The 26,939-nt window shown below is 70.1% G+C and carries 22 protein-coding genes; 11 read left to right on the top strand and 11 right to left on the bottom strand.

The genetic code is table 11. The annotated features are described in order from the left end of the window. From F8M74_RS13970 to F8M74_RS13935, 8 genes are all read left to right on the top strand, one after another. On the top strand, positions 1 to 563 hold a 563-nt coding region (locus F8M74_RS13970; protein ID WP_141607739.1), incomplete at its 5' end, for an energy transducer TonB. A gap of 45 nt (positions 564 to 608) precedes the next feature. Further along, the gene (locus F8M74_RS13965) at positions 609 to 1,361 is read left to right on the top strand and encodes a MotA/TolQ/ExbB proton channel family protein (protein ID WP_011550420.1); all 753 of its coding nucleotides are present in this window, start codon (positions 609 to 611) and stop codon (positions 1,359 to 1,361) included. Continuing rightward, the gene (locus F8M74_RS13960) at positions 1,345 to 1,752 is read left to right on the top strand and encodes a biopolymer transporter ExbD (protein WP_011550419.1); all 408 of its coding nucleotides are present in this window, start codon (positions 1,345 to 1,347) and stop codon (positions 1,750 to 1,752) included. The genes F8M74_RS13965 and F8M74_RS13960 overlap by 17 nt, the downstream gene beginning before the upstream one ends. Before the next feature lie 11 nt (positions 1,753 to 1,763). Next, the gene (locus tag F8M74_RS13955) at positions 1,764 to 2,189 is read left to right on the top strand and encodes a biopolymer transporter ExbD (protein ID WP_141254590.1); all 426 of its coding nucleotides are present in this window, start codon (positions 1,764 to 1,766) and stop codon (positions 2,187 to 2,189) included. Positions 2,190 to 2,266: 77 nt separating this feature from the next. Next, a complete protein-coding gene (locus F8M74_RS13950; RefSeq protein WP_141254591.1) occupies positions 2,267 to 5,434 on the top strand; it encodes a TonB-dependent receptor in 3,168 nt (1,055 codons plus the stop codon). Positions 5,435 to 5,455: 21 nt separating this feature from the next. Continuing rightward, positions 5,456 to 6,832: a hypothetical protein gene (locus tag F8M74_RS13945; RefSeq protein WP_141254592.1), complete on the top strand. Its 1,377-nt coding sequence runs from the start codon at positions 5,456 to 5,458 to the stop codon at positions 6,830 to 6,832. Between the two features lie 266 nt (positions 6,833 to 7,098). Beyond that, positions 7,099 to 7,917 (top strand): SRPBCC family protein, encoded by an 819-nt coding sequence (locus F8M74_RS13940; RefSeq protein ID WP_141254593.1) that lies wholly within the window; start codon positions 7,099 to 7,101, stop codon positions 7,915 to 7,917. An 11-nt stretch (positions 7,918 to 7,928) separates the two neighbouring features. Next, positions 7,929 to 9,101 (top strand): zinc-dependent alcohol dehydrogenase, encoded by a 1,173-nt coding sequence (locus tag F8M74_RS13935; RefSeq protein WP_141254594.1) that lies wholly within the window; start codon positions 7,929 to 7,931, stop codon positions 9,099 to 9,101. Between the two features lie 69 nt (positions 9,102 to 9,170). On the opposite strand, the gene F8M74_RS13930 is transcribed toward F8M74_RS13935, so the two are convergent. The 3 genes from F8M74_RS13930 to F8M74_RS13920 all read right to left on the bottom strand — a co-directional run bounded on the left by F8M74_RS13930 (position 9,171) and on the right by F8M74_RS13920 (position 12,119). Beyond that, positions 9,171 to 9,695, bottom strand: a complete 525-nt coding sequence (locus F8M74_RS13930; RefSeq protein WP_141254595.1) for a hypothetical protein — start codon at positions 9,693 to 9,695, stop codon at positions 9,171 to 9,173. A gap of 97 nt (positions 9,696 to 9,792) precedes the next feature. Further along, on the bottom strand, positions 9,793 to 10,896 hold the full coding sequence (locus F8M74_RS13925; RefSeq protein ID WP_141254596.1) for a metallophosphoesterase: 1,104 nt from the start codon (positions 10,894 to 10,896) through the stop codon (positions 9,793 to 9,795). After that, positions 10,893 to 12,119 (bottom strand): hypothetical protein, encoded by a 1,227-nt coding sequence (locus F8M74_RS13920; protein WP_141254597.1) that lies wholly within the window; start codon positions 12,117 to 12,119, stop codon positions 10,893 to 10,895. Before F8M74_RS13920 ends, F8M74_RS13925 begins: the two co-directional genes overlap by 4 nt. Before the next feature lie 160 nt (positions 12,120 to 12,279). On the opposite strand from F8M74_RS13920, the gene F8M74_RS13915 reads away from it, so the two are divergent. Continuing rightward, a complete protein-coding gene (locus F8M74_RS13915) occupies positions 12,280 to 15,060 on the top strand; it encodes a serine/threonine-protein kinase (RefSeq protein ID WP_141279597.1) in 2,781 nt (926 codons plus the stop codon). Between the two features lie 275 nt (positions 15,061 to 15,335). Here the strand turns inward: F8M74_RS13915 and gyrB are convergent, their stop codons facing one another. Together gyrB and F8M74_RS13905 are read right to left on the bottom strand one after the other, a co-directional pair. Further along, positions 15,336 to 17,783, bottom strand: coding sequence for a DNA topoisomerase (ATP-hydrolyzing) subunit B (gene gyrB, locus F8M74_RS13910; protein WP_141255964.1), 2,448 nt, complete (start codon positions 17,781 to 17,783; stop codon positions 15,336 to 15,338). Positions 17,784 to 17,940: 157 nt separating this feature from the next. Then, complete coding sequence (locus F8M74_RS13905) at positions 17,941 to 18,399, bottom strand: hypothetical protein (protein WP_141255966.1); 459 nt, start codon at positions 18,397 to 18,399, stop codon at positions 17,941 to 17,943. Between the two features lie 101 nt (positions 18,400 to 18,500). Between F8M74_RS13905 and F8M74_RS13900 the strand changes: the two genes are divergently transcribed. Beyond that, positions 18,501 to 19,256, top strand: coding sequence for a GNAT family N-acetyltransferase (locus F8M74_RS13900; RefSeq protein ID WP_228559287.1), 756 nt, complete (start codon positions 18,501 to 18,503; stop codon positions 19,254 to 19,256). A 1-nt stretch (position 19,257) separates the two neighbouring features. Here the strand turns inward: F8M74_RS13900 and F8M74_RS13895 are convergent, their stop codons facing one another. From F8M74_RS13895 to F8M74_RS13870, 6 genes are all read right to left on the bottom strand, one after another. Then, positions 19,258 to 20,076, bottom strand: coding sequence for a helix-turn-helix domain-containing protein (locus F8M74_RS13895; protein WP_141255970.1), 819 nt, complete (start codon positions 20,074 to 20,076; stop codon positions 19,258 to 19,260). Further along, on the bottom strand, positions 20,076 to 22,223 hold the full coding sequence (locus tag F8M74_RS13890) for a cation:proton antiporter (RefSeq protein ID WP_141255972.1): 2,148 nt from the start codon (positions 22,221 to 22,223) through the stop codon (positions 20,076 to 20,078). The genes F8M74_RS13895 and F8M74_RS13890 overlap by 1 nt, the downstream gene beginning before the upstream one ends. A 101-nt stretch (positions 22,224 to 22,324) precedes the next feature. Beyond that, entirely contained in the window at positions 22,325 to 22,693 is a 369-nt protein-coding gene (locus F8M74_RS13885) for a response regulator (RefSeq protein ID WP_140860000.1), read from the bottom strand. Between the two features lie 410 nt (positions 22,694 to 23,103). Next, a complete protein-coding gene (locus tag F8M74_RS13880; protein ID WP_171410290.1) occupies positions 23,104 to 23,715 on the bottom strand; it encodes a DUF2378 family protein in 612 nt (203 codons plus the stop codon). Positions 23,716 to 23,927: 212 nt separating this feature from the next. Then, positions 23,928 to 25,088, bottom strand: coding sequence for an alanine--glyoxylate aminotransferase family protein (locus F8M74_RS13875; protein WP_141255976.1), 1,161 nt, complete (start codon positions 25,086 to 25,088; stop codon positions 23,928 to 23,930). A 176-nt stretch (positions 25,089 to 25,264) separates the two neighbouring features. After that, the gene (locus F8M74_RS13870) at positions 25,265 to 26,560 is read right to left on the bottom strand and encodes a M20/M25/M40 family metallo-hydrolase (RefSeq protein ID WP_141255978.1); all 1,296 of its coding nucleotides are present in this window, start codon (positions 26,558 to 26,560) and stop codon (positions 25,265 to 25,267) included. 223 nt (positions 26,561 to 26,783) lie between these two features. On the opposite strand from F8M74_RS13870, the gene F8M74_RS13865 reads away from it, so the two are divergent. Beyond that, a complete protein-coding gene (locus F8M74_RS13865; protein WP_194857003.1) occupies positions 26,784 to 26,939 on the top strand; it encodes a hypothetical protein in 156 nt (51 codons plus the stop codon).

The following is a 26,939-nucleotide window of genomic DNA, read 5'->3' as shown; positions in this document are numbered from 1 at the left end:
CTCCGCCCCCTCCTCCTCCCAAGCCGAAGCTGGCGCCCAAGGCCGCGCCGCCCGCCGCCGCGAAGGCGCCTCCGCCGGCCGCGCCCACCGTGGCGCCCGCGCCCATCGTCGTTCCCAAGGAAGTGCCGCTGGAGAAGCCGCCCGAGGCCGCGACGGAGACGGTGGCCGCCGCGCCCATCGCCGTGGGCGGCACCGGCGCGCTCGTTCCCGGCGGTGTGGTGGGCGGCGTCCCCGGCGGTGACACGCTCGCCGGTGGTGGCGGTCGCGTCGCGCCCATCAATCTCCCGGAGTCCGGCACGCCGCCGGAGCCCCTGTCCTCCAACCTCACGCCGGAATACCCCTCCGAGGCCCGCTCCAAGGGCCTGGAAGGCATGGTCATCCTCAAGGGCGTGGTGGGCGTGGATGGCCGCGTCAGCCAGCTGAAGGTGATGCGCGGCGACGAGCCCTTCGCCAGCGCGGCCATGGCCGCCGCGAAGACGTGGCGCTTCAAGCCCGCCGTCGTCGGCGGTCAGCCCACCGCGGTGTTCCGCATCTTCAAGGTTCCGTTCCGTCTCAAGTCGTAAGCCGAAAAGGCCTCACCCGCACCTGCCCCCCAGGAGCAACCCGTCATGAATTTCAATCTCAGGGACATCTACAACCACATGGGTGTGTTCGCGCTGGGCATCGCGTGGACCCTCATCCTCTTCGCCGTCGCGTCCCTCGCGGTGTTCTTCGAACGCCTCTTCGTCTTCTTCCGCTCGCGCTCCATCTCCAAGCAATTCGCGTCCCGCGCCGGTCCGCTCCTCACCCAGCACCAGCACGAGGCGCTGGTGAAGGAGGCGGAGGCCACCAAGGGCAGCCACCTGGCCATGCTGCTGGGCGGTGGCATGAAGCACTTCCTCGCGAAGTCCCGCGTGCCGGCCGGCAAGCTGGGCCCGGTGGAGCTCACGCGCCGTGAGCTGGTCCGCATCAACGAGCGCGTCAGCGCCGACGTGCGCCGCGGCATGTCCGTGCTCGCCACCGTCGGCTCGGTGGCGCCCTTCGTCGGTCTGCTCGGCACGGTGGTGGGCATCATCGAGGCCTTCTCCGGCATCGCCAAGGAGGGCTCCGGCGGCCTGGGCGCGGTGTCCGCCGGTATCGCCGAGGCGCTCGTCGTCACGGCGCTGGGTCTGCTCGTCGCCATCCCCGCGGTGCTGATGTTCAACTTCCTCTCCACCCGCGCGGATTCGCTCCAGCTCTCCCTGGACGCCGCGCGGAGCGAGTTCATGGACTACCTGGAGGACCTGGGGCCGCAAAAGCCCGTGGCCACCAACGGCGCCGCGGTGGCCACGGGCCCGGAGCTGGCTGCTCGCAAGGAGTCCCGCGATGTCCACCCCGCGTAGGAGCCTGACGCCGGAGATGAACGTGACGCCCTTGGTGGACGTCGTGCTCGTCCTCCTCATCATCTTCATGGTCGTCACGCCCCAGATTGAGTCCGGCGCCGCGGTGGAGCTGCCCACGGCGACGAACCCGGACAAGGAGAACAAGGAGCTGACCCCCACCACGGTGAGCCTGTCCGCGACCGGGGCCTTCTTCCTGGACCGCAAGGAGCTCAAGCGCGACGCGCTCATGGCCGAGCTGAAGGCCGTGCGCGCGAAGGACCCGGACTCGCCCGTGGTGCTCAAAGCCGACCGGGGCGTGCGCTACTCCGAGGTGCGCGGCCTCTTCAAGGCGATGCAGGAGCTGGGATTCCCCGGCATCAACCTGCAGGTCGTCGACAAGCAGAAGAACTAGGAGCGCACGCCATGGCATTCGACCTCGGAGGCGGAAAGGGCAGCATCCGCCCGGCGATGAACGTGACGCCCCTGGTGGACGTGGTGCTCGTCCTCCTCATCATCTTCATGGTCGTCACCCCGCTGATGACGAAGCAGATGTGGATGACAGTGCCCGCCAAGGGCGATGACCAGGAGGCCCCTCCGCCTCCTTCTGATGCAAAGCCACCGGTGGTCCTCACGGTGGACAAGTCCGGCGTGCTGCGAATCAACCGGGAAGAAGTGCCCCGCGACCAGGTCGTGGCCCGGCTCCAGCGCATGCTCAACGCGCGCCCGGACAAGATTGTGTTCTTCGACGCCAGTGATGATGTGCCGTACGGCGCCGCCATGGACGTGCTGGACCTCGCGCGAGGCGGGGACATCACTGTCGGCGTGCTGCCGGACAAGCTCGCGGATTGATGCAGTGCCGCGGCGGACCGTGACACCAAGTTTGCGGTCCGCCGCCTGAATCGTCACAGCCCCTTCATCCAGATGCCATGCGTGTCGCGTTCTCTACGCGCACCTCGGCAAGGAGTGTCGTGTTGTCTCGCACTGCCCCCTTGCGCGCCATTCTGGCTGCGCTTGTCATGACAGCTACGCCCGTGTTCGCACAGGCGCCCGGCGTTCCGGGCTCGGCTCCCGCTCCCTCGGTCGACCCCGTCACGCAACCTCTTCCCCCATCCGAGGAAACCCAACCGTCGCAGCCGACTGACACCGCGACGCAGCCGTCTGAAATTGCCGCTCCGCCCACCGCGGATGATCCTTCCACGCAGCAGCCAGGCACGGAGCCTGCGCCGACCGCGCAGCAGCCTGGGACCGTGACGCCGCCGACGGCCGCGCAGCCCGGCACCGAAGCCGACCCCACCGCGCAGCAACCCGGCACCGAAGCCGACCCCACCGCGCAGCAGCCCGCGGCGCCGGCCGATGAACCCATGGAGGGCATGAGCGACGACGAGGCGATGCTGGCCGAGTCCGCCGTACCGCCCCCGGGCTTCACCGGCATCTACGGCCGCGTGACGGACGAAGCCAACGGCGAGGGCCTCATCGAGGCCACCGTGAAGGTCGTCACGGGCGCCCAGAAACAGGTGCTCACCGACCTGGATGGCTTCTACCGGGTCGCGCTGCCGCCCGGGAAGTACGACCTGCGCGTCTTCTATGACGTGTACCAGGGCCGCCGCATCACCGGCGTCGTGGTGACGAAGGGCAAGGCGACGAAGCTGGACGTCGCGCTCGGCGCGGACGAAGGCGCGGTGCAGGAAGTCGTCGTCGAGGCCCGCGCGGACCGCCGGGCCGAGGGCGCGCTGCTCCAGGAGCGCAAGAAGGCCGCCGCCGTGTCGGACGCCATCAGCGCGCAGGAAATCGCGCGCACGCCAGACTCCAGCGCCTCCGACGCGGTGAAGCGCGTGGTGAGCGCCACGGTGGTGGACGGCCGCTACGTGCTGCTGCGCGGCCTGGGTGGCCGCTACAGCACCACGCTGCTCAACGGCGCGCTGCTGCCCAGCACCGAGCCGGACGAGCCCAGCGTCCCGCTGGACATCTTCCCCACCAGCCTGCTCGCCAACCTCAACGTGGTGAAGAGCTACACACCGGACCTCCCCGGCACCTTCGCCGGCGGCACGCTGCTCATCGAAACCAACTCCTACCCGAGCGAGTTCGAGCTCAAGCCGCGCATCAGCCTGGCCGGCGACTCCGAGACGACGTTCCGCGAGCGCAACAGCCAGGCCCAGGGCGGCTTCGGTGAGAACCTGGGTTTCCCCAGCGGGAGCCGCCAGCTCCCCAACGCGATTCCGCGCGACAGCGGCCTGGGGATGTCGGGTGAGTCCAGCGACGTGCTGGAGCAGCAGTACCGCAGCTTCCCCAACATCTGGCAGGCGCGCCGCACCACCGCGCTGCCCAACATGGGCCTGGGCGTGTCCATGGGCGACACCCTGCGCTTCGGCAACAGCCGGCTGGGCTACCTGGCCAGCGCCAACTACGGACACCGCGACGGCGTGCAGGAGGGCACCTTCGCCCGTACCGACCGCGACGAGACGGGCGCGCTCAACGCCCGCGACGCGGCCCGCAGCACGCAGGGCTTCGAGACGGCCAGCCTCAGCGGCCTGGGCAGCGTCGGCTTCCAGCTGGACCGCGACAACGAGCTGACCTGGTTCGGCCTCTACACCCGCGGCACCGACACCCGCACGTTCACCGCGCGTGGCAGCAACATCGTCCGCGGTGAGAGCTATGAGAGCACGCGCCTGCAGTTCGTCAGCCGACAGCTCTTCTTCAACCAGCTCCGAGGCTTCCACCGCCTGGGGCTGCTGGGGGACGCGGAGCTGGATTGGCAGGCCAACCTGTCCCGCGTGGACCGCGACGAGCCCGACACCCGCGACACCCTCTACAGCGACAACCTCTCCGCGCCGTCGGGCACGCCCACCTTCCCCAACCAGCCCAACAGCGGCGAGCGCTTCTTCGCCGAGCTGGGCGAGACGTCCACGGGCGGCAGCGTCAACGTCACCGTTCCCCTCTCCGCCGTCCGGCTGAAGGTGGGCGGGCTCACCCAGGTGTCCTTCCGTGACTTCGGTGCGCGCCGCTTCCGCTACCTGCTGGGCACCACGCCGGTGGACCGCACGCTCCCCCCCGAGCAGCTCTTCGCCCCGGAGAACCTGGGCACCGGCATCCGCGTGCGCGAGAACACCCGGCCGGACGATGCCTATGACGCGTACCTGGGCATCTTCGCCGGCTATGCGTCCGCGGACGTCCAGCCGACGGACGCCCTCCGCCTGGTGGGCGGCCTGCGCGTGGAGTCCTCCACCCAGCAGCTCACGCTGAAGGACCCGTTCACCGGCGCCTCCGGCACGGAGAACCGCTCCGAGTACATGAACCTGCTGCCGGCCTTCAACGCCATCTACGCGCTGACGCCCACCGTGAATGTGCGCGCCGGCTACAGCTACACGCTGGCGCGGCCCACCTTCCGCGAGCTGGCGCCGTTCATCTACTTCGACTTCGTGCGCCGCCGGAACGTGTCCGGCAACCCGGACCTGCTCCAGACGCGCATCCACAACATCGACGCGCGCGTCGAGTGGTTCGCGGGTGAGAACGAAGTCCTGGCCGCCAGCGCCTTCTACAAGCGCTTCCAGGACCCCATCGAGCGCGTCATCCGCAACCCCGAGTCGGGGGACCTCAGCTTCGAGAACGCCGCGGGTGCCAACACCTACGGCCTGGAGCTGGAGGCGCGCGCGTCGCTCGCCCGCCTCACGGAGACGCTGAAGGCCGTGCGCGTGGGCGCCAACCTCACGCTCATCCAGTCCGACGTGGACCTGGGTGACCCCAACGTGGTGGGCGCGCAGACGAACCGGAACCGTCCCCTCCAGGGCCAGTCCCCGTACGTCATCAACCTCAACGTCGGCTACTCGCGCCCCGAAAGCGGCACCGAGCTGACCGTCCTCTACAACGTGTACGGCCGCCGCATCAGCGAAGTGGGCGTCCAGGGCCTGCCGGACATCTACGAAGTGCCCTTCCACCGCGTGGACATCTCGCTGACCCAGCAGCTCGGCTCGGCGCAGCTCAAGCTCACCGCGGCCAACCTCCTCAACTCGAGCGTCACCCTCCGCCAGGAGTCGGTGGACGTGCAGACGTACAAACCCGGCGTCGCCTTCAGCGCGTCGCTGGGCTGGTCCCTCTAACCCGCAGAAGGAAGCTCACCCATGAAGCGCCTCTTTGCCTCCCTCCTGACGCTCTCCGCCCTCTCCCTGACGCCTGCCTGCGGCGACGACAACACGCCCAACAACCCCAACCCGCCGCCGACGGACACCACCGAGAACGTGTCCGCCAACATCACCCAGGACACCACCTGGAAGGCGGGCGTCACGTACACGCTGAAGAACTACATCTTCGTGGAGAGCGGCACGCTCACCATCGAGCCGGGTACCCGCATCCTGGGCGACCAGGGCAGCGCGCTCATCATCACCCGCAACGCGAAGATTCACGCGGTGGGCACGGCGCAGGCCCCCATCGTCTTCACCAGCTCGCGGCCCGCGGGCAGCCGCGAGCCCGGTAACTGGGGCGGCGTGGTGCTGCTCGGCAAGGGCCGCATCAACGTGGCGGGCGGCGAGAACACGGTGGAGGGCTTCTTCGCCTCCGGCAACAACCCGCTGACCCAGTACGGTGGCGGCGCCAACCCGAACGACGCGCACGACTGCGGCAAGCTGAACTACGCGCGCATCGAGTTCGCCGGCTTCGAGCTGTCCGAGGACAACGAGCTCAACGGCCTCACCGTGGCCGGCTGCGGCTCGGACACCGACCTGGACTACATCCAGGTCCACATGGGCGCGGATGATGGCGTGGAGTTCTTCGGCGGCTCGGCCAACCTGAAGCACGCCGTCGTCACCCAGGCGGACGATGACTCGCTGGACTACGACCTGGGCTACAACGGGAAGATTCAGTTCTTCATCGCGCAGCAGAACGCGGTGGTGGGCAACTTCGGCATCGAGGCCTCCGGCAACAAGAACGACAACGCGGCCACGCCGCGGTCCGCACCGGAAATCTGGAACGCGACCTTCATCGGCTCCGGCCGTCTGGCGGGCACCAGCCCCGCGCAGTCGGGCATGGTGTTCAACACCGGCGCGGGCGGGAAGTTGAACAACGTCATCGTGGCCCACTTCGCCGACCTGGCGGTGGACGTGAGCGGCACGGCCTCCGCGGCCCTGTGGAACGCCGCCACGCCGGAGCTGTACCTGCGCAACACGTTCTTCTGGAACAACCGCGGCGACAACGTCTCCATCCCCGCGGCGCCGAACCCGACCGTGGATGCGGGCGGCAACATCACCAACCCGGACGTGTCCAACTTCAACGAGCCCGAGCGCGTGCTCGCCTCCGCGCTGAACAACCGCCTGGTGGATCCGCAGCTCACCGACGCGACCAACCTGACGGCGCCGAACTTCATGCCGGTGGCCGGCTCGCCCGCGCTCAACCCGGACTCCGCCGCCACGCCGCCGGCGGGCTTCGACACCTCCGCGCGCTTCGTCGGCGCGGTGGGCACCACCAACTGGCTGGCCGGCTGGACGGCCTTCCCGCAGGACTGACGTTCCCCCGCAGAGCTGAGCCGGGCCCCTCCACCGAACGCGGGTGGGGAGCCCGGTCCCATGGCCCGGTCGAGTGCAGCGCGCGGAGGGGGGCTCCGGCGACGGCACCCGGCCGGGCCGTGGCCTTTGCAGGGCCCGGAGCCTGCTGGCGGCCCTGGGCCCCTCACCCCGCGCGGCACGCGCCCACGGGGTTGTCATCCCCGGTGGCTCCCCCAACGTTTCCGGTGGCGGGCTCGACTCCTGCCTGCCCAGGAGGAGCCACCGCCATGCGTGACACGATTCAGCAGCCAGGAGCCCGCTTTCCCGCTGTGTCTCCACGTGGCGGACGCCTCGGAAGCCAGAGGTGGGGACGGCCTGACCGCGGCATCCAGCGCACCTCGGAGGAGCGACTTCCCCAGCTTGTCTCCGCGCTCGCGGGCGGCGCCCTGCTCACGCTGGGCCTCCGGCGAGGCAAGCTGGGCGGCGTGGCCATGGCCCTGGCCGGCGGCGGCCTGCTCTTCCGCGGCACCCGGACCGAGCAGGAACCCCACGTCCACAAGCACGGCGTCGTCGTCCGGAAGCTCCGCCGTCAACGTGGCCGGGACGCCACCGTCGAACTGACGGTGCTCCAGCGCTCCATCACCATCCAAGGCACGCCGGAGGCGCTGTATCGCCGCTGGTGCGACGCGGAGACGCTCAACCAGGTGATGGGACACTTCGCCGACGTCACGTCCTCCGGCGAGAGCCTGCAGCACTGGAAGGTGCCGGGCGTGCTCGGCGCGGACCTCGAATGGAACGCGGAGGTGGTGGAGGAGCATCCCGGTGAGCTGCTGAGCTGGCGCTCCGTGGGGGACACGGCCCTGCCCAACGAAGGCTGGGTGCGCTTCCGCCCCGCGCCGCGGGACTGGGGCACGGCGGTGACGCTCCGCTTCGTCTTCGACCCGCCGGGCGGCGTCGTGGGCGAGAAGGCCGTGCAGCTGCTCGGCGCCGTGCCCGCCGCGCTCGCGCTCAAGGCCCTCAAGCGATTCAAGAGCCTCGTCGAGACGGGCGAGATTCCCACCACCCGGCCCAACCCCGCCGCTCGCGAGGGCGGCTACTCCTCCTGAGGAACCTGCCCATGCGCGCACTCTGCTGGAACGGCATCAACGACCTGGGCGTGGAGACGGTGGGGGACCCTCGCATCGTCAACCCGCACGACGTCATCCTCCAGGTGAGAATGTCCACCACCTGCGGCTCCGACCTCCACTTCATCGACGGCTACATCCCGACGATGCGCAAGGGAGACGTCATCGGCCACGAGTTCATGGGCACCGTCGTGGAGAAGGGCCCCGCGGTGAAGAAGGTCCAGGTGGGTGACCGCGTCGTCGTCCCGTCCTTCATCGGCTGCGGCAGCTGCTGGTACTGCCAGCACGACCTCTGGTCCCTCTGCGACAACACCAATCCCAAGGGCGAATTGCAGGAACCCCTGTTCGGCTACCAGACCGCGGGCATCTACGGATACACCCACACCTTCGGCGGCTACGCGGGCGCGCATGCGCAGTTCGTCCGCGTCCCTCACGCGGACAACGACTGCTTCCAAGTGCCCGAAGGCGTGACGGATGAACAGGCGCTGTTCCTCTCCGACGCCGTGCCCACCGGCTACATGGGCGCGGACTTCTGCGACATCCAACCCGGCCAGACGGTGGCCGTGTGGGGCTGCGGCGGCGTGGGGCTGATGGCGCAGAAGGCCGCGTTCCTCCTCGGCGCCGAGCGGGTGATTGGAATCGACCGCTTCCCCGAAAGACTGAAGCTGGCGCGGGAGAAGGTGGGCGCGGAGACCATCAGCTACGAAGAGGTGGACAGCGTCCTCGACGTGCTGAAGGAACTCACCGGCGGCCGAGGCCCCGACGCCTGCATCGACGCGGTGGGCATGGAGGCCCACGGCACGGGCGTGGGCGCCGCGTATGACCGCGCGAAACAGGCGATGCGTCTCCAAACGGACCGGGGGCAGGCGCTGCGGCAGGCCATCCTCGCGTGCCGCAAGGGCGGCATCCTGTCCGTGGTGGGCGTCTACGGCTTCATGGACGCGTTCCCCATGGGCGCCATCATGAACAAGGGCCTCACGGTCCGCTCCGCCCAGCAGCACGGACAGAAGTACCTGCCGCGCCTGCTGGAGCACGTGGTGAAGGGCGAGCTGGACCCGTCCTTCCTCGCCACCCACCGGTTCTCCCTGGAGGACGCGCCGAAGGGGTACGAGCTCTTCAAGAAGAAGCAGGACGGCTGCGTCCGGGCGGTGTTCCTGCCCAACTGATGCGCCAGTCCTCGCGAGGCCGTCCGGTGGCCGCGACACACCGGGCGGCTTCGTTTATCCGCGGCCCGCTCAGGCCTCGGACAACATGCCGTTGCCGGTGTGGTGCGCCGCGGCGGCGAGCGCCTCCGGCGAGGACCCATCCGCGAACAGGGACGCACCCGCGGCGGCGCGGGCCTTGGGAGGACGGCCCCGGCGGCGGGGCGCGTTCTCATCGTTGCCCTGCGCCGCGCTCGCGGGGTCCGCCGCCCCGCCGTCAGCCCGGGTGCCCTTGCGCGCCGCACGCGGCAGATGGATGCCATCCAGCCGCGCGCTCAGCTCCACGTTCTCCTCGGAGAAGACTCGCGCGTACGCCAGCGCCCGCTGGCCCTTCTGGAGCAGCGCCTCCTGGCTTTCGTGCAGCGCCTGCCGCGCGGCCTCCAGCGCCGCCTGCGCGCGCGCCACGGCCTCCGCCTGCTCCCGCACCTGTTCGGCCGCGGCGTCCAGCACCTCGCCGTTCATGTCCGGGAAGCGGACCTCCGCCAGCTCCGTGGTGAACAGCTCGAGCAGCGCACGCAGCGCCGGGGAAATGGGGTCGTTCTCGTTCGAGTCGAACATGCGCGGGCCTCCTGGCTCCTTGCGGGAAGGTGGCCCCTATCTGCCCAGATGTTCAGTGTCAGATCAAGAGGGTAGGCTAAAACAGCACCCCTGCGGATCAATCCACGCGCACCAGCGCCGCCTGCTGCAAGCCGTTGTCCGCGCTCACATCCACGGACAGGTAGTGCCGGCCCACCCCGTCGAATGTCTCCGGAATGGCGCCGCCGCCGCCGGAGATGAAGGCGGGAATGCCCGCGTTGGCGAACGAATAGTAGGAGTGGATGTGCCCGTAGAGCGTGAGGTCCACGCCCGCGCGCGCCATCTTCCCCACCAGGCCCGCGGCCTCGCCCCGGTTGGCGAAGCCGCCGCCGCGCAGGCCCACCGGGTCCTGCGGTGGCACGTGCATGGCCACCACGTGCGTGCCGTCCCGCGAGTCCGCCAGCCACCCCTCCAATTGCTCCTCCACGCCGGGGTCCAACGTGCCGTTGCTCGAGTCCACCACCGAGAAGCGCACGCCCTTGAAGACGAAGCTCTGGCTGCCGCGCCCCACCAGCGCGTGGTACTCGGCCGCGTCACGGGTGAACGTCTCGTGGTTGCCCAGGGTGGCGTACAGCGGAATGCGCGAGCCCGCCTCCAGCCGCTCCTGGAACTCCGTCAACTCATCGCGCGTGCCTGACTCCGTGAGGTCGCCCGCGAAGAGGATGAAGCGCGCCGCGTCGTCCCGCCGCATGCGCGCGTAGATATCGCCGACGCGCGGCAGGGCCTCCTGCACGTCCGCCAGCGCGAGGAAGCGGAAGGGCTCGCGCGATTCAGAATCCGGCGGCGCCACGGACAGCCGCGCCGTCGTCCCCGCGCGCAGCGCCACGCGCCACACCTTCACGGTGGGCAGCGCCTGCGGAAGCGCTTCCTGCGCCAGCGGCGCGCCCCCTTCCTCCTCGGCCACCAGCACCGCGTCCGGCATCGCGTTGCGCACCGTCACCAGCCAGTCGGACGGCGCCTGGGCGCCCATGTCGATGCGGGCGGTGAAGGCCGGCGCGTTGCCCCACAGCACCAGCGTGCCCGGCGCCAATGCGCGCACCGTCGCCAGCCCGTCCGCCACCGACAGCGTCACCCCGCCCTGCTGCGCCTGGCCCACTTTGGAATCCGCAATCGCGCGGTTCTCCGCGGGCCGCATGCCGCACCCCGCAACCACCAGTGCCGCCATCACTCCCACGCGCATCACCGCTCACCTCCCAGGGCACGAATCAACGACAGCCGGCCCACGAGCGCGCCACCCCCTTGCACCTCGGCGGCGACACCCCAGTCATCCGTCAGCAGCGCCCGGCCCTTCAGGCCAAAGGCGCCTACGATTCCGCCGCCGCGCGAGCGGATGCCGCCCGCGAACGAGTCCTTGCGGTGGTCGTAATAGAGCATCGCCTCGCCCCGGAACGGCCCACCCCGGCCCAGCCACACGCCGTAGCCAAAGGTGAAGAGCAGTTGCTCGTGCAGATTCCCGTCGCTCACCGCGCCGGGGTACGTATAGGCCTCCGCCGACGTGCCCACGCTGACCTCCGCGAAGGAGCCCGCCATGGCCGGGCTGAAGCGCGACATGGCCAGCCGGCCCCGCAGCGCCACCTCTCCGCTGATGAGCGCGAAGCCCTCGGTGGGGTAGCGGTGGAACTGGCCAAAAGCCTCCACGTCCAGCGCGCTGCCATCCGTGCCCGACAGCGCGCGCTCCGGCGCGCCCAACAGCCGCCACGCCCCGCCCAGGCGCACCTGGGTGTTGCCCTCGGAAGGGTCCACCCGCACCGCACCCAGCAGGCGCAGCGAGTCGAAGCGGGCCTGCGCCCCCACCGTGAGGAAGTGGCGGTAGTCGAACGCAGCGTCATTCACATACTGGTAGCCCACCTCCAACTCCAGCGGAGGAAGCAGGGGCGGCGCGACGCCCGCGTCGAACGCCGGCGCCGTCACCGCATACAGGTTGGCCAGCGCGGAGATGCCCAGCACGCTGAAGCCCGCCAGCGTCACCGCGTACAGCGGAGCAATGGTGCGCCGCGAGGCGCCCGTGAGGGCAATGGGCACCCCGCCCAGCGCGATGAGCCCCAGGCCCGCGCCCTCCAACGCGAAGAGCCGCTTCGCCGTGTGACTGTCCCCCGCCACCAGCGGCCCCAGCCCATGGAAGAGCAACCCCGGCACCACCGCCACCACCACCGCCAGCGGCTTGAAATCGGGGCGCTCCAGGGGCACCTGCGCCAACGACTGCTGGGAAAGCCCCACGTGCGCCTGGAGCGGCGCATCCACCGGGACCTCCGGGCTCCCGTCCCCACCGCGGGCCAGGCCCGGCGTCGAGAACAGCAGCACTCCACTCAGACACACGGCGCCCCACCGCGAGCGAAGGGGGAGCTCGGACACCATCGGCGACGCCTCTTTCTCAGCGAGGGGCAGGCCGCCCCCGCCCACCGGCAAGCGCAGGCAGGTCCGCTAGATAACCGCGCCGGGGCGGCCCACGGCAGGCGCCCCGCGTGAAGAAATGTGAAGCCTCATACCTTGGTAACCCTGAAAAACTTCGCACAGAGCGCAATCCGGAACCGGGACTTTCCCAGGAAGGAAGGTATGCTCCTACCCCGTGGCGGAAAACAGCCCTCAGCAATTCGGTAAATACGTCCTCCTCTCGAAGATCGCCGCGGGGGGGATGGCCGTCACCTACCGCGCGCGGATGACGGGGGCGGCGGGCGTCACCAAGCCCTGCGTCATCAAGCAGATCCTCCCGCACTTCGTCGACGATGCGGACTTCGTCGAGATGTTCATCGGCGAGGCGCGCGTGGTGGCCAGCATGAGCCACAGCAACATCGCGCAGATTTTCGACTTCGGTGAGGTGGACGGGCAGTACTTCATCGCCATGGAGCTGGTGCAGGGCCAGCCCTTGTCGAAGGTGCTGCGCCGCGCCCAGCGGATGGGCATGGCGTCCTTCCCGGAGCCGCTGGCGCTCCATGTGGCCAGCAAGCTGTGTGACGGCCTGGACTACGCGCACCGACACGTGGGTGAGGACGGGCAGGCGCTGGGCCTGGTGCACCGCGACGTGTCCCCGGACAACGTCCTCATCTCCTATGAGGGCGAGGTCAAGGTCATCGACTTCGGCATCGCCAAGGTGACGAGCGCGGTGGAGGCGAAGACGTCTCCCGGCACCCTCAAGGGCAAGTACCCGTACTTCTCCCCGGAGCAGGCACAGGGCCGGCAGGACCTGGACGCGCGCACCGACGTGTACGCCGCGGGCGTCGTCCTCTACGAGATGGTGTGCGGCAAGCGGCCCTATGAAGGGGAGTTCGTCACCGTCCTGCCCCGCATCCTCGTGGGCGACCGCCTGCCACCGTCCGCACTCAACCCCACCGTCAGCGAGGACGTGGAGACGGCCATCTCCCACGCCATGGCGCTGGACCGTGAGGCGCGCTACCAGACGGCGAAGGACTTGAGCGAGTCACTGGTGGAGCTGCTCTACCGCGACAACCCGCGCTTCACCCCCACCCTGCTGTCGCAGCTCATGGCGCACCTCTTCCCGGAGGAGCTGGCCGCCGAGGGGCGCCGGGTGGAGGTGTCCCCCGCCTTCCAGGAGCAGCTCACCGCCTGGCAGACGGGCGTCACCGAAGCGTCGTCCCAGGGACGCGCGCGGCCCCCGTCCAGCAACGCCCCGCGGGGCTCCAGCCCCGGCGTGCGCAGCCGCCCGGGCAGTGACGGAGGCCGCCCGGGCAGCGACAGCGGACGGCCCGGCAGCGAAGGAGGCCGTCGCCCCTCTGCGAGCCCCCCGGGAGCGCGCCGTCCCACGAGCAGCGGCGTGCGGCGGGTGACCCAGTCCCAGCTCCCCCGCTCCGAGGGTGGCGTCCGCAGGGCCTATACCTCCGAGCGTCCCGGGCCCCCCGTCCCGGAGCTGGACGAAGAGCCCGGCACCGACGCGGGTGATGAGCCCTCCCCCACCCAGGCCGCGCCGCGCGACACGCCCATCGAAGTGCCCGCCGCCAAGAGCAAGGAGCCCACCACCGAGGCGCATCCGGTGGGCACCTGGACTGGCAAGGGCTACCGCACCTCCGTGGACGACGCCCGGGACACGCTGGCGCGCGAAGAAGCCGCGCGCGTAGCGAAGGGGAAGGAGAAGGCGCGCGTCGTGACGATGTCCGTCATCTACGCCGCCGCCGCGCTGTTCCTCGTCGGCGTGTTCTACAAGCTCGTCATCGCGCGCGAGTCCACGTTCGACTACGTGTCCACCACCACGCTGTGGCTCGCCTCCAAGCCCGCGGGCGCCACCGTGCGGCTCAACGACCAGGTGCTCAAGGGCGTCACGCCAATGATGGTGGAGGTCAAGATTGGCGAGGCCAACACGCTGGCCCTCTCGCTGCCCGGCCACCTGCCCTGGACGAAGCGCTTCACGCCCACGTCCAACCTGGTGGAGCCGCTGACGGCGGAGCTGAAGCCCATCGCCGCGCCCCCGCCGCCCCCTCCCCCGCCAGTCGAAGTGGCCGTGGCGGCGCCAGAGGACGCGGGCGCCGCGGTGGTGGCGGAAGGCGCCGCGCCGGAGGACGGGGGCCCCGGCGCGCAGGAGGACGCGGGCGCCAGCACGGAGGTGGCGGTCGCACAGGACGGGCCCGTGGAGGAGGACACGCCGCAGCGGACGATGCACGAGGTGGACTACCCCACCCGCGTGCTGGTGCTGCGCCCTCAGTACAACGCCGTCCCCCTGCCCGAATACAACACCGCCAGCATCGAGCTGAACCCCGGTACGACGTACTCAGTGTGGACGCAGGGCAGCGCGTCACTGGCCGAGGGCCGGGGCACCGCCTCCGGCACGCTGGCCTACCTCATCGAGGGCGACGGGCCGGTGGACAGCAGCTTCGGCCTGCTCAGCACGTCAACGCGCACCATCAAGGGCGCTCGGAAGCTCCACGTCTTCGCGCTGGATGACGGCGGACTGGACGACAACAGCGGCGCCATCCGCGTCAACGTCCGCCAGTCCGCCTACGTGCCGCCTCGCTCGTTCACCTTCGACGCGAAGGAGAACGCGGTGCCGCTGAAGCCCGAGCACCAGATGGTGCTGCGCGGCCTCAACCCGGACTCCACCTACCTGCTCACCGTGCGAGACGACTTCGCGGAGCTGCGCTCCGGCCCCAACGGCCGCGTCCGCCAGGTGCTGTGCATGGAGCGCGGCCCGGCGCCCGAATCCGTGCGCGCCACCCACCGCATCCTCCAGACCGGCAAGCGCTACCAGCTGACGGGCACGGAGAACCTGCACTGCACCTTCCCCGACATGCAGGTGGACGACAACCGGGGCGCCTTCGAGGTGGACATCGTCGACGTGACGGCCATGTCCGGCAAGGAGCGCGCGGAGGCCCTGAAGGGCTCACGCCGCTCGGAGCGGTAGCAGCCACACAGGCAGCCCACCGCGCACCCACTGGGGCGCCAGCAGATGAGGCGAGCACTCGTGGCGCCGCGGAGGACGCCGGGCTGGGCCGGAGGAACGGTGACTATCTTACGGTGGACCGGCGCCCCGCGGCTTCAGCGAAGGGGGCCGGCTTCCTGACGTAAGGGCTAGCGAGGGCCCGGCAGCGCGGAGGCCCGGCTCGACAAGGACGGGAAAGGCACGTGGGCGCGGGGCCGAGGGGGCACCGGGCCCACGCGTCTTTCCTCGGGACGGACTCAGATGTCCAGGTTCTGCACGTCCAGGGCGTTGCGCTCGATGAACTCGCGCCGCGGCTCCACCGCCTCGCCCATCAGCAGCGAGAAGATTTCGTCGCTCTCCACCGCGTCCTCCACCCGCACCTGGAGCAGCGTGCGCGTGGCCGGGTTCATCGTCGTGTCCCAGAGCTGCTCCGGGTTCATCTCACCCAGACCCTTGTAGCGCTGCAGCCCCAGGCCGCGCTGCGCGTCCTTGCGGACGGCGGCGAGCACCTCCTGCACGGAGAAGACGGTGATTTCCCCCACGTCCACGCGGACCTTGTACGGCGGCTTGCCCAGCGCCACGAAGGCGTCGCGCAGCGACGACAGCTCCACGTACTCCGGCGACGACAGAAAGGCGTGGTCGAGCACCGTCTCCCGCATGGCGCCATTCACGTCGGTGTGGAACACCAGCTTCTTGGTGTGGTGCTCGGGGTCCTGCACCATCTCGTGGCGCACGCGGCCCAGCACGTCCGGCATGCGGCGCTCGAAGGTGTCGTAGGCGGCCTTCACCGCCGTCTCCAGGGCGGCCTCGTCCGTCAGCGTCTCCGCCGACAGCCGCGCGCCCTGCACCATCGCATCCACCACGCGCGCGTCCCGGCGCTTGGCCTGCTTCTCCAAGCGCTCCTCGTACGTAATCACCTTCTCCAGCAGCGCCTTCAGCTCCGCGCCGCCCAGCTCGCCCTCGGGCGTCAGCACCCGCGCGTGCTCGGAGGCAATCTTGAGCAGGTACTCGTTCAGCGCGTGCTCGTCCTTGACGTACTGGTCCTTCTTGTTGCGCGTGACTTTGTAGAGCGGCGGCTGCGCGATGTAGAGGTAGCCCTTCTGCAAGAGCTCCGGCATCTGCCGGAAGAAGAAGGTGAGCAGCAGCGTGCGGATGTGGCTGCCGTCCACGTCTGCGTCCGTCATCAGGATGATGCGGTGGTAGCGCGCCTTCTCCGGGTCGTAGTCCTCCGCGCCGATGCCCGTGCCCAAGGCCGTAATCAGCGTCACGATTTCGGCGCTGGTGAGCATCTTCTCGAAGCGGGCCTTCTCCACGTTGAGAATCTTGCCGCGCAGCGGAAGGATGGCCTGGTTGCGCCGGTCCCGGCCCTGCTTCGCGGAGCCACCTGCGGAGTCGCCCTCCACGATGTAGAGCTCGCTCTCGTTCGGGTCGCGGCTCTGACAGTCCGCCAGCTTTCCGGGGAGCCCGCCGCCGTCCAGCACGCCCTTGCGGCGCACCGTCTCACGCGCCTTGCGCGCGGCCAGACGCGCCCGGCAGGCGTCGCCAATCTTCGCCACGACCTTCTTGGCGACCACGGGCGTCTCTTCCAGGAAGGAGCCGAGCTGGTCGTTCACCATCTGCTCGACCAGGCCCTTCACCTCGCTGTTGCCCAGCTTCGTCTTCGTCTGCCCCTCGAACTGGGGGTTGGTCAGCTTGACGGAGATGACGGCGGACAGGCCTTCACGCGCGTCCTCGCCGGTGGGCGTCTCCTTGAGGTCCTTCCAGAGGCTGCCCTTCTCCGCGTAGCTGTTGAGCGTGCGCGTCAGCGCCGCCTTGAAGCCGGACAGGTGGCTGCCACCCTCGTGGGTGTTGATGTTGTTCGCGAAGGTGTAGATGCGCTCGTCGTAGCCGTCATTCCACTGCATCGCGATGTCGAGCGTGACGCCCTCGCGCTCCGTGCTGAAGGCGATGGGCTTGTCGTGGAGCGTCTGCTTCGACTTGTTGAGGTACTCCACGAACGAGGAGATGCCGCCGTCGAACTTGAAGTCGTGCTCCTTGTTCGTGCGCTCGTCGCGGACGATGACGTGCAGGCCGGCGTTGAGGAAGGCCAGCTCCCGCAGACGCTGGCTGAGCGTCTCGAAGTTGAACTCCACCAACTCCATCACCGTGGAGTCCGGCTTGAAGGCGATGTACGTGCCGCGCTTGTCGGTGGTGCCCACCTCGCGCGGCGGGGTGTCCGGGATGCCCTGCGCGTAGGACTGCTCGTAGACCGTGCCGTTGCGCTGGACGCGGACCTTGAACCACTCCGAGAGGAAGTTGACGCAGGTGACGCCCACGCCGTGGAGGCCGCCGGAGACCTTGTACGCGCCGTTGCCGAACTTGCTGCCGGCGTGCAGCTCCGTGAGGACGACCTCCAGGGTGTCCTTGCCGGGGAACTTGGGGTGCGGGCCCACGGGGATGCCGCGCCCGTTGTCCTGCACGCTCAGGGAGCCATCCACGTGGATGACGACCTCGATGTCGGTGCAGTGCCCGGCCAGCGACTCGTCCACCGCGTTGTCGACGACCTCGTACACGAGCTTGTGGAGCCCGTAGGCCATCGTGTCGCCGATGTACATGCCGGGGCGCTTCCGGACCGCCTCGCGGCCCTCGAGCTTGGTAATGCTGTCCGTCCCATACTCCACGGGCGGCGGAGCAACCGCCGAGCCGGTAGCGGGGGTCTTTTCCATGTGAAGCTGTCCTTGGGAAAAGGAGCCTTGCAACAGGTTCGTGCGTACCACTTCAAGGCACGTCGAACAAGGTTAACGAGGACTCGCAAGGCTGCGTAAACATTCGTGAAATCCGCCTGGCCGCCTGCCTGGGAGGCCGCCCCGGGAAACGGGGTGTTCAGGCGTCGAAACGGGGCGGCGGGAGGCGGTCCTCCAGCGCCGAAATCAACTCGTCGAAAACAGCCTTGCGGGCGAAGAGATGCCGGGTGACGAGCACTCGGCCTTCCTCCTTGAGGAACAGGGCGAGCACGCTCCCCTTCCGGCCAATCCGGCGCACGTGGTCAATCTGCCCCCAGTGCAGGTCCAGCTCCTTCTGGCTGAAGGGCCGGGCCACGCGCACGCCACGCGCGTCCACCGTGACGCCCCAGCCCGTGCGGGGCCGCAGGCGGTGGAAGGACACCAGGAAGGTCAACATCAGCCCCGCGGAGACGCCGGCGCGGGCCATGGCCTGGACGCCGCCTTCGTCGCGGGCATCCGCCAGGGCCCAGGCGGTGAGGACGGCCAGCACGCAGGCCCCCACGAAGAGGGCGATGCGGGTGGCGCGAGGGTCGAAGGCGTAGAAGCGCGGGCTGCTCATGGGTGCCCCTGCACCCTAATCCTCCCGGCGCGCCGGTGCGCGGTTTTGAGCGCTGCGTCTGTTCTCCGGCGGGCGGAGCGTGCCCTACGCTCCAGAGTCCCATGACGAATGCCGAGCTGTCCGCGCGCCTGCTGTCGAACGTCATCGCCTTCAAGCACCTTCAGCGGGAGCGAGGCACGTTGCGGCACCTGGGCCTGCCAGGCGTGGACGCCTTCTGTCTGCCGGGGCACCCAGAACACTCGCGGGCCCAGCAGGCCTTCTTCCACGACCCGGGAGCGCTGCGCGACGCCCTGCCCGCCCTGACGGACTTCTACCTGCGCCTGGACCTGCCCGGCTGGCGCGTGGTGCTGCTGCCCGGAGACACCGAGGGCCGGCGGGTGCTGGAGGACGCCGGCTTCGTCCCCGACGCGGTCCAGATGGATGCCATGGGCATGGTGCTGGGGGACGTGCCGGACGCCCCGCCGGACCTCCCCCTGGAGGTCTCCGAGACGCAGGACGACATGGTCGCCATCAACAAGCGCACGTGGGGCCAGTTGGGGGGCCAGCTCGACGTCTGGCTGCAGCCGCCTCGGCTGCCCGTGCACACGCTGGTCGCGAAGGAGGCGGGCGTTGCCCTGGCGTGTGGCATGGCCCGGGACGTGGGCGACACCGCGGGCATCTACATGGTGGCCACAGTGCCCGAGGCCCGGGGCCGGGGGCTGGCCGCGCAGGTGATACGCGGGCTGCACCACCAGGCACGGACCCGGGGGATGACGGCCGCGGTGCTCCAGGCCACGCCGGAGGCGAAGCCCTTGTATCAGCGCCTGGGCTACCGGGATCTGGGCGCGTGGGAGACCTGGGGCCGCACGAGCCCCTGAGTCAGCGCAGCGCCTCCAGCTCCTCCAGACTGGAGAGCACCTGGGCCGGCTGGCTGAGCCCCAACAACCGGTCCGCCAGCCCACGGGACGCCAGCCGCGCCAGATGTGCCAGCCGCACCAACTGGGGGTTGCCCCGCTCGGCGTCCAGGACGGCCACCACGACGCGGAGCGGCTTGCCGTCGGGGGTGTCGCCCGCGAGCGGCGTGGCCAGCGTCACCAGGGCCGCGGTGGGCACCGCGCCTGGCAGGAAGGAATGTGGCACCGCTACCCCGCCGCCCACCGCGCACGAGGACTCCTCCCGGTGCCTCTTCAGGCCGCCCACCACCCGCGCGACGTCCGCGCCGGGCTGCGAGGAGGCCAGCCGCTCCGCCACCACGTCCAGCACGTCGTCCCAGCCCGCGCAGGACAGCTGCAACACCATGCGCTCTGGCGCCAGCAGCGGCGCCAGCGGTGGCACGGGCGCGTCGCGCCGCCCTTGGGCCACGGGGAACTCCGCGTCCAGGAAGTCCCGCACGCGCGCCAGCTGCAACCCGGACAGGCGCCGCTGGGCGATGTCCAGGAAGAGGGCCCCCGCGCCCGGCACCTCTTCCAGGTAGGCGGCCACGGACGGGCTCATCCGGTTGGCCACGTCCATCAGCAGAGAGGACGGGACTCGCAGCTCGCGGGCAATCGCCGACAGGCGCTCGGGCGTGGGGGGCGCGTCCACGCCGTTCTCCACCCGGCTGAGGTACGCGCTGGACACACCGATGCGGCGCGCCAGGTCCCGCAGCGACAGGCCCGCATCCGTGCGCAACAGTCGGAGGGTGGCTCCCAGGTGCATCAGCTCCTCGCGGGCAACACCCGGGCCGCAGTGGCCCCGTCGTTGGAGGCTTCGGAGGTGGGCTCCGCCGCCGTGGCGGGAGACGCGTCAGACACCACCAGCAGCGAGCTCGGCGCGTCCCGGATGATGCGCTCGCGCTGCAGGCCGAAGGCCTTGTCCTCCAGCCCCCACTGCGCGCCGATGCCGATAATCACCAGGTCATAGCCGTGGCGCGCCTCCTCCAAGGCGGCCTCGTCCGGCGCGTCGCTGCGCACCACCTTCAACGTCACGCCGCCCTCGGTCGCCGGGAACAGCGCCTCCACCTGCGCCCGGGCTCCGCCGTTGCCGCCGAGGTCCGACGTCACATGCAGCACCGTCACCTCAGCGCCCGCCTGCTTCCTCAGCCGCCGGGCCAGGGCCAGGGCCGCGCGGTCATGCCGGCTTCCGGCGAAGGGCACCAGCACGCGCTTGATGTCCGACAGGCCCCGGTCCACCAGCACGGCCACCGGGCCACTGGCCTGCTGCATCACCTCGTGCACCGTGCCGCCCAGCATCGTCTGGCTGAAGAGCGGCTTGTGCCACCCCAGCAGGACCAGGTCCGCGCGCCGGGCCTTCGCGGTGCGGCAGATGTCCTGGGCCGGCTCGGCGGAGACGAACGACAACGGCCGCACGGAGAGCCCCAGACTTACGGCCCGCCACAAGAGCGGCATCAGCGCGCCGTCCTCCTCGGGGTCCCGCTGCTGCGCCGGGCGCAGGGGCGCGCGCTCCGGGGACACCAGATGCAGCGCGTGAAGCTGCGCGCCCTCATCACGCCCCGTCAACGAGCGCGCCAGGGTGGCCATGCCCGGCCCCGCCTGCCCGTGCGACACGCACATCAGCACGCTGTAGGGCGGAGGGCCCGGCTCCACCGGCAGCGGCACCACCACGCGCTCGCGGGCAATCTCCTCGAGCGGGTAGATCCACTTCAGCAGCGGCGTGGTGATGAACGTCGTCACCAGCGCCATCAGCACCATCATCGTGAACAGCTGGGGTGAGATGACGCCCAGGTCCAGGCCGATGTTGAGGACGATGAGCTCCATCAACCCGCGCGTGTTCATCAGGATGCCGATGGCGCTCGCCTCGCGCCACCGCAGGCCCGTCATCCGCGCCGCCACCGCGCTGCCGCCGAACTTGCCCAGACAGGCCAGCACGATGATGACGCCGCACGTCAGCCAGTCCTCCGCGGTGTTCAGCAGGCCAATCTGCGTGCGCAGGCCGCTGAAGGCGAAGAAGACGGGCAGCAGCAACACCACCGCCACGTCCTCCAGCCGCTCCGCCAGCGTCTCCGCCAGCCGGCCTTCCTTCGGAATCACCGCGCCGAAGAGGAAGGCACCGAAGAGCGCGTGGATGCCGATGAGCTCCGTCACGCCCGCGGACGCCAGCAGCAGCACCAGCGTGCCCGCCACCACGTTCTGGGTGAGTCCCTCCCGGCTGGCCACCCGCGCCCCCAGGCGCGCGAGGAAGGGCCTCACCACCATCAGCATGAAGGCGATGTAGCCCAGCGCCATCACCGTGGTGAGCGCCGCCTGCGCCAGGCTGGACGCGCGGACGATGGAGACGACGAAGGCCAGCAGGCACCACGCGGTGACGTCATCCACCGCCGCGCAGGCAATGGCCACCGTGCCCACCTTCGACTGGAGCAGGCCTCGCTCGGTGAGGATGCGCGCCAACACCGGGAAGGCGGTGATGCTCATCGCCACGCCCATGAAGAGCACGAACGAGGAGAACGGCACCTCTGGCGACGACAGGCTCTTGTAGAGCCACAGCGCGCCCGCGCCCGCGCCCAGCGCGAAGGGGACGACGATGCTGGAGTGGCTGATGGCCACCGACGCATGTCCCCGGCCCTTGAGCAGTTGGGGGTCCAGCTCCAGGCCGATGAGGAACATGAACAGCACCAGGCCCACCTGGCTGAGCATCGTCAGCACCGGCATGGACGAGGCCGGGAACAGCCCGTTCATGACGTCCGGCGCCAGCCAGCCCAGCAGCGAAGGCCCCAGGACGATACCGGCCACCACCTCCGCGATGACCAACGGCTGTCCCAACCACCGCGCGCCGCGGCCGATGAGCCGCGACAAGCCGATGATGACGATGAGCTGCAAGATCAGCAGCGCGAGTGCGTTGGTGTGCATCCGGCCCTCCACCTGAAGTGTTAAGCTGGCACTTACCAACCTGATTTCGAGGCGTCAACCGGAGGGAACGCGGAGCGTCAAACGGGACCCGCCTGCCTGCCTCACCCCGTCAGATGGCGGCTGACAGCGTCCAGCAGTGTCTCCACGTCCACGGGTTTGCGCAGGTGGCCGCAAGCGCCAATCTCATCCGCCACCTGGCGCGCATTCGCTGACGCGGAGAAGACGAGCACCGGGATGTCCCGCCAGGCGGACACCTGGCGCATGGCCCGCGCGAACCCGCCTCCGTCCATGACGGGCATCATCATGTCCAGAAGGACGAGCCCCGGCAGCTCCGTGGCCGCGCCCAGCACCTCCAGGGCATGCTTGCCATTGCTGGCCCCCAGCACCGTGTAGCCCGCGTCACGAAGCACTTCCTCCAGGGCTTCGCGCAGGTCCGCGTCGTCATCCACCACCAGCAACGGCCGGCTCACTCACGCCTCTCCTTCTCCAACGGCAAATCCAGGATGAAGCGCGCGCCACCCCCTTCGCGCGGCCCGGCCCAGGCCCCTCGTAGGAGCGCGAGCTTACCGCCCGTCCGAAGCGTTCGAAGCGGTGCTTCACCTGGTCCTCTGAAATTCCGACCCCTCTGTCAGCCACCTGAACACGGCCCATGTGGCCCACGCGCCGGGAAGGGGCACACCGGCCCAACTGTCGCGCGGCCTCCACGAACTCCGTGTGGCTCACCGGCTCGCGCACGTAGCCATTGGTCGCGCCGCCATCGCAGCGCGCCACGTCGACCTCCTCCGCCGACGAGGAGAGATGCGCTGGACCGTCGCCAGCCCGACGCCCGTGCCAGGGAGTTCCACACCCCGGCCAGCACGCCGGGGGCTCGCCGCCACGCCTACTTCCAGGACAGCTCGTACTCGCTGTCGAGCAGCCCCACCTGGCGACCTTGGACCCGGACCTCACGCGCGCCCACCGCCTCCAGCACGCCGTGCAGCACGCCCTCGTGGTAGGCGGCGGGCATGAAGTCACGCCGCATGATGAAGCGGGCGCTCGTCTCCCCCGTCCACAGCGGGTAGCGCTCGCCGTAGGTCACCGCGGCGAGGTAGGCCTCTCCCAGCGACTGCAACAACAGCCGCGGCTTGCAGTTGGCCGTTCGCATCAACTCCCGTCCGAAGTCGGACGCCACGAAGTCCACCGTGGCCTGCGTTCCCATGCGCCGCAGCACGCCCTCGAAGCCGTCCAACTGCGGGGCCAACAGCCGCGCCGCCGTGGATGACATCCGGAGGAACCGGGTGATGGGGTACATGTGGAGGAGGTTGATTTCCCAGATGCCGGCCACCCCCTTGCAACGGGCCACCGCGCCTTCGCCTCCCAGGAAACCCACGACGTCCAGCGTGCCCTGGAAGAACATCCCACGCGCCATGTCCTCGTCGGTGGCCGCCAGACGCCTCAACTCCAGCTCCCAGGCCGCGCCACCACCCGCGCTCGATTCGTAACCCGCGTACATGGTCATCTCCCCGAGGGGTCCTTCCAGGGCGCCCGGGGAACACACCGCCACCTCACTTCGCGGATGATTCCGGGCTCACAGAATTCCCCCCACTTCCGGGAAGCCAACAGTCACATATTTTTCCGGTACTGTCGAATCAAACCCGGTTCGCCCCGCGGGCCGAGAGGAACATCCGCCAGCCAACGAACGGGGGCGGATGTCCCAGGCCGGGCTCAGCCCGCGATGAGGGACGCCTGGGCGGCGGCCACGGCGGCACCGGGCTCCGAGCGGTGACCGGCGGCGATGAGCGCGCGCTCCAGGGCTCCCACCGTGGATAGGACGTCCGCGGGCCCCACGCGGTTCATGTGGCCCACGCGGAAGTAGCGCGTCTTGAGGTCTGGGTGGAGGCCGCCGGCGACGACGACGCCCTGCCCCTTCACCCCGCCCACCAGCGCCGCGTCCACGCCGTCCGGGTAGTACACGGCGCTCAGCGTGTTGGCGGCCACGGCGTCGGAGGTGGGCAACAGGCGCAGGCCCATGGCCTTCCACGCCGCGCGGAAGGCCCGCGCCATCCGCTGGTGCCGGGCGAAGCGGGCGTCCATGCCCTCGGCCAGAATCTGCCCGAGGCTCACGTCCAGCGCGGCCACCAGGTTCACTGGCGGGGTGGCGAAGTAGGCCGGCTTGCCCGCTTCGTACGCCTCCATGATGGGCAGCCACTCCGCGAAGTCCGCGTAGACGCTGGCCACCGGCTTCTTGCGCTTGCGCCAGGCCTCCATGGCCCGCGGGCCCACGGTGAGCAGCGCCAGGCCGGGAGGAACCCCCACCGCCTTCTGGCTGGCCGTGAGGTACACGTCCGCCTCCCACGCGTCCTGGCGGAAGGTCTCCGCCGCGGTGGCGCACACACCATCCACCACCGACAGCACGCCGTGCTTGCGCGCGGCCCGCACCAGCGCCTCCGCGGGTGCGAGCACGCCCGTGGACGTGTCCACATGGGTGACGGACAGCACCTTGAAGCCACCCTTCGATAGGTGCGTCTCCACCTCGTCCAGGGAGGGCACGTCTCCCGGCGGGGCGCGCACGTGCGTCACCTGGGCGCCGTGGCGCTCGAGAATCTTCGCCATCCGGTCGCTGAAATAGCCGGTGTTCACCACCAGGGCCGCGTCCCCGGGCTCCACCAGGTTGGCCACCGCCAGCTCCATGGCCAGCGTGCCGGAGCCGGACACCACGAAGGGCTGCGCGGAGGGCGCCAGACTCACCTCTCGAAGCCGCTTCAGGGCCCGGCCGAAAACGGCGATGAAAGCGGGGTCCGTGTGGCTGAGGGTGGGAGCGCCCAGCGCCTGGAGTACCTCGGGCTCGAACTCCACCGGCCCTGGAATCATCAGCAAGTCTCTCACGGCGTCACCACTCCTCTCGCGCAGCCGCCGCGAGCGGAGGTGCCCGCGGCCCGGACCGACTGTGGCGGTCCCCGGCCGCGCTGTCCACGCACATGTGCTCCGGGCGAGTGTCCGGTGCGCGCTGTTCGGAAATGTCGGGACATTTCCGAACAGCACGCCACCGGACGCGCCCCGCCTCAGAGGCGGACGAGCAGCTCGCGGAGAATCGCGAAGCCCTGCCGGAAGTCCTCCAGCCGGGCCTGCTCATTGGGGGCGTGGTAGTACTGCATGTCCCCGAAGCCCGTAATCTGCACGTCGCAGCCCTGTCGTTGCAGGTCCCTCACGAGCGGCAGCGAGCCGGTGAGCGAGAAGGGCGTGGCCGACACACCGCGCACCACCTGCATGGCCTCCTTCAGGGCGCGCAGGCCCTCCGAGTCCAGCCGGCAGGCGATGCCCTCGGTCCCCTCCCCCTGGAAGCGGAACGCCAGCTCACCGCGCTTGCCGCCCGCCGTGCGCGTGCGCGGGAAGTGCGCGGGGGCATCGTCGCGCTCCAGCCGGGCGTCGAGCTCCGCCATGAAGTCCGTCACAGCCTTCTGCACCTCCGCCAGGTCGTAGAAGGGCGTGAGGCGGATGTCGCCGCGCAGGACGACGTCGGCGGGCACCTTCGTCTCCTTGGTGTTGGGCGCCTCCACCACGGTGGCCTTGAGACTGGAGGACGACAGGAAGCCCCAGCGCTTCTCGTCCTCCGTGGGCGGGAAGCGCTCGTGGAAGAAGCGCGCCAGCTCCAACGACGCGGCCATGCCCAGCTCCAGCGCGTTGACGCAGTTCTGCGGCATGCCGGAGTGGCCGCCCACGCCCGTCACCTTCAGCTCCCACAGCGACACGCCCGCCGTGCCCAGCGTGGGGCCGAAGTTGGCGCTGTCCAGCCAGTACACCGGCTGGCCGTCCAGCGACTTGAGCTTCCCCTGCTCGGCCACGTAGTTGAGGCCCAGGCCCAGCAGCTCCGAGGACTCCTCGTTGGAGATGAGCACCACCTTCAGCGTGCGGCTGGGGCGCACCTTGCGCTCGGCCAGCTGGGCCAGCAGGTCGGTGAGCACGGCGACGTGCCCCAGGCAGTCGGTGACGCCGCGCCCGTAGAGCACGCCGCCGGGGCCCTCCCACAGCTCGAAGGGGCTGCGCTCCCAGCCCTCCGTCTTCTGGTCCGCAGGGACCACGTCGAAGTGTGCGCCGACGAAGCCGATGGCGCCGTCCCCCTCGCCCGGAATGGTGAGCACCAGGCAGGGGCGCGACGCCTGGCCCGGCCCCGCCACGGACTCCGCCTGGATGAAGCCGCTCTCGATGTGCGGCGCCAGGGTGTCCAGCACCACCTGCGCGGCCAGCCGTTCCTCGGGCACCAGTCCCGCGCCAGGGTTGTTCTGCAGCTTCGGAGTCAGGGCGATGAGCCGCCGGAGCACGTCGAGGAAGCGGTCCTCACGCAGGGCAAGAGCTTTCATGAAACGGATTGGAGCCCAGGCGCGCGGTGGAAGTCACCGGAAACGAACAGGCGCCGCTGCCGATACGGGTGCACTGGCGGGTCCATCGTGGAGCGGTGGACGAAGTGGCGCATGCAGCCCGGGTGACGCGGCGCTCCATGGCCACCACTGGTGCGGCGCCGGGCCCGTCCGCATCTTGGGGGCACCATGCCAAATCGCCGCGCTCAGGGCCGCGGGACTTCCCGTGCCCCGGACGCTGTGGACGAATGACACGGACGGCGCGCCGCGCATCCTGGAGCTGAACGGCTCGGCGATGTTCCTGGGCTTCGACGCGCGCGGCGGCACGGACGTGGCGGGGCACCTGACGCGCGCGCTGGCGCGGCACGCACGCGGCGGATAG

This window comes from Myxococcus sp. CA023 (assembly GCF_010998615.1).
Taxonomy (GTDB): domain Bacteria; phylum Myxococcota; class Myxococcia; order Myxococcales; family Myxococcaceae; genus Myxococcus.
The sequence above is the reverse complement of the archived record's forward strand: the minus strand, read 5'-3'. Positions and strand labels throughout refer to the sequence as shown.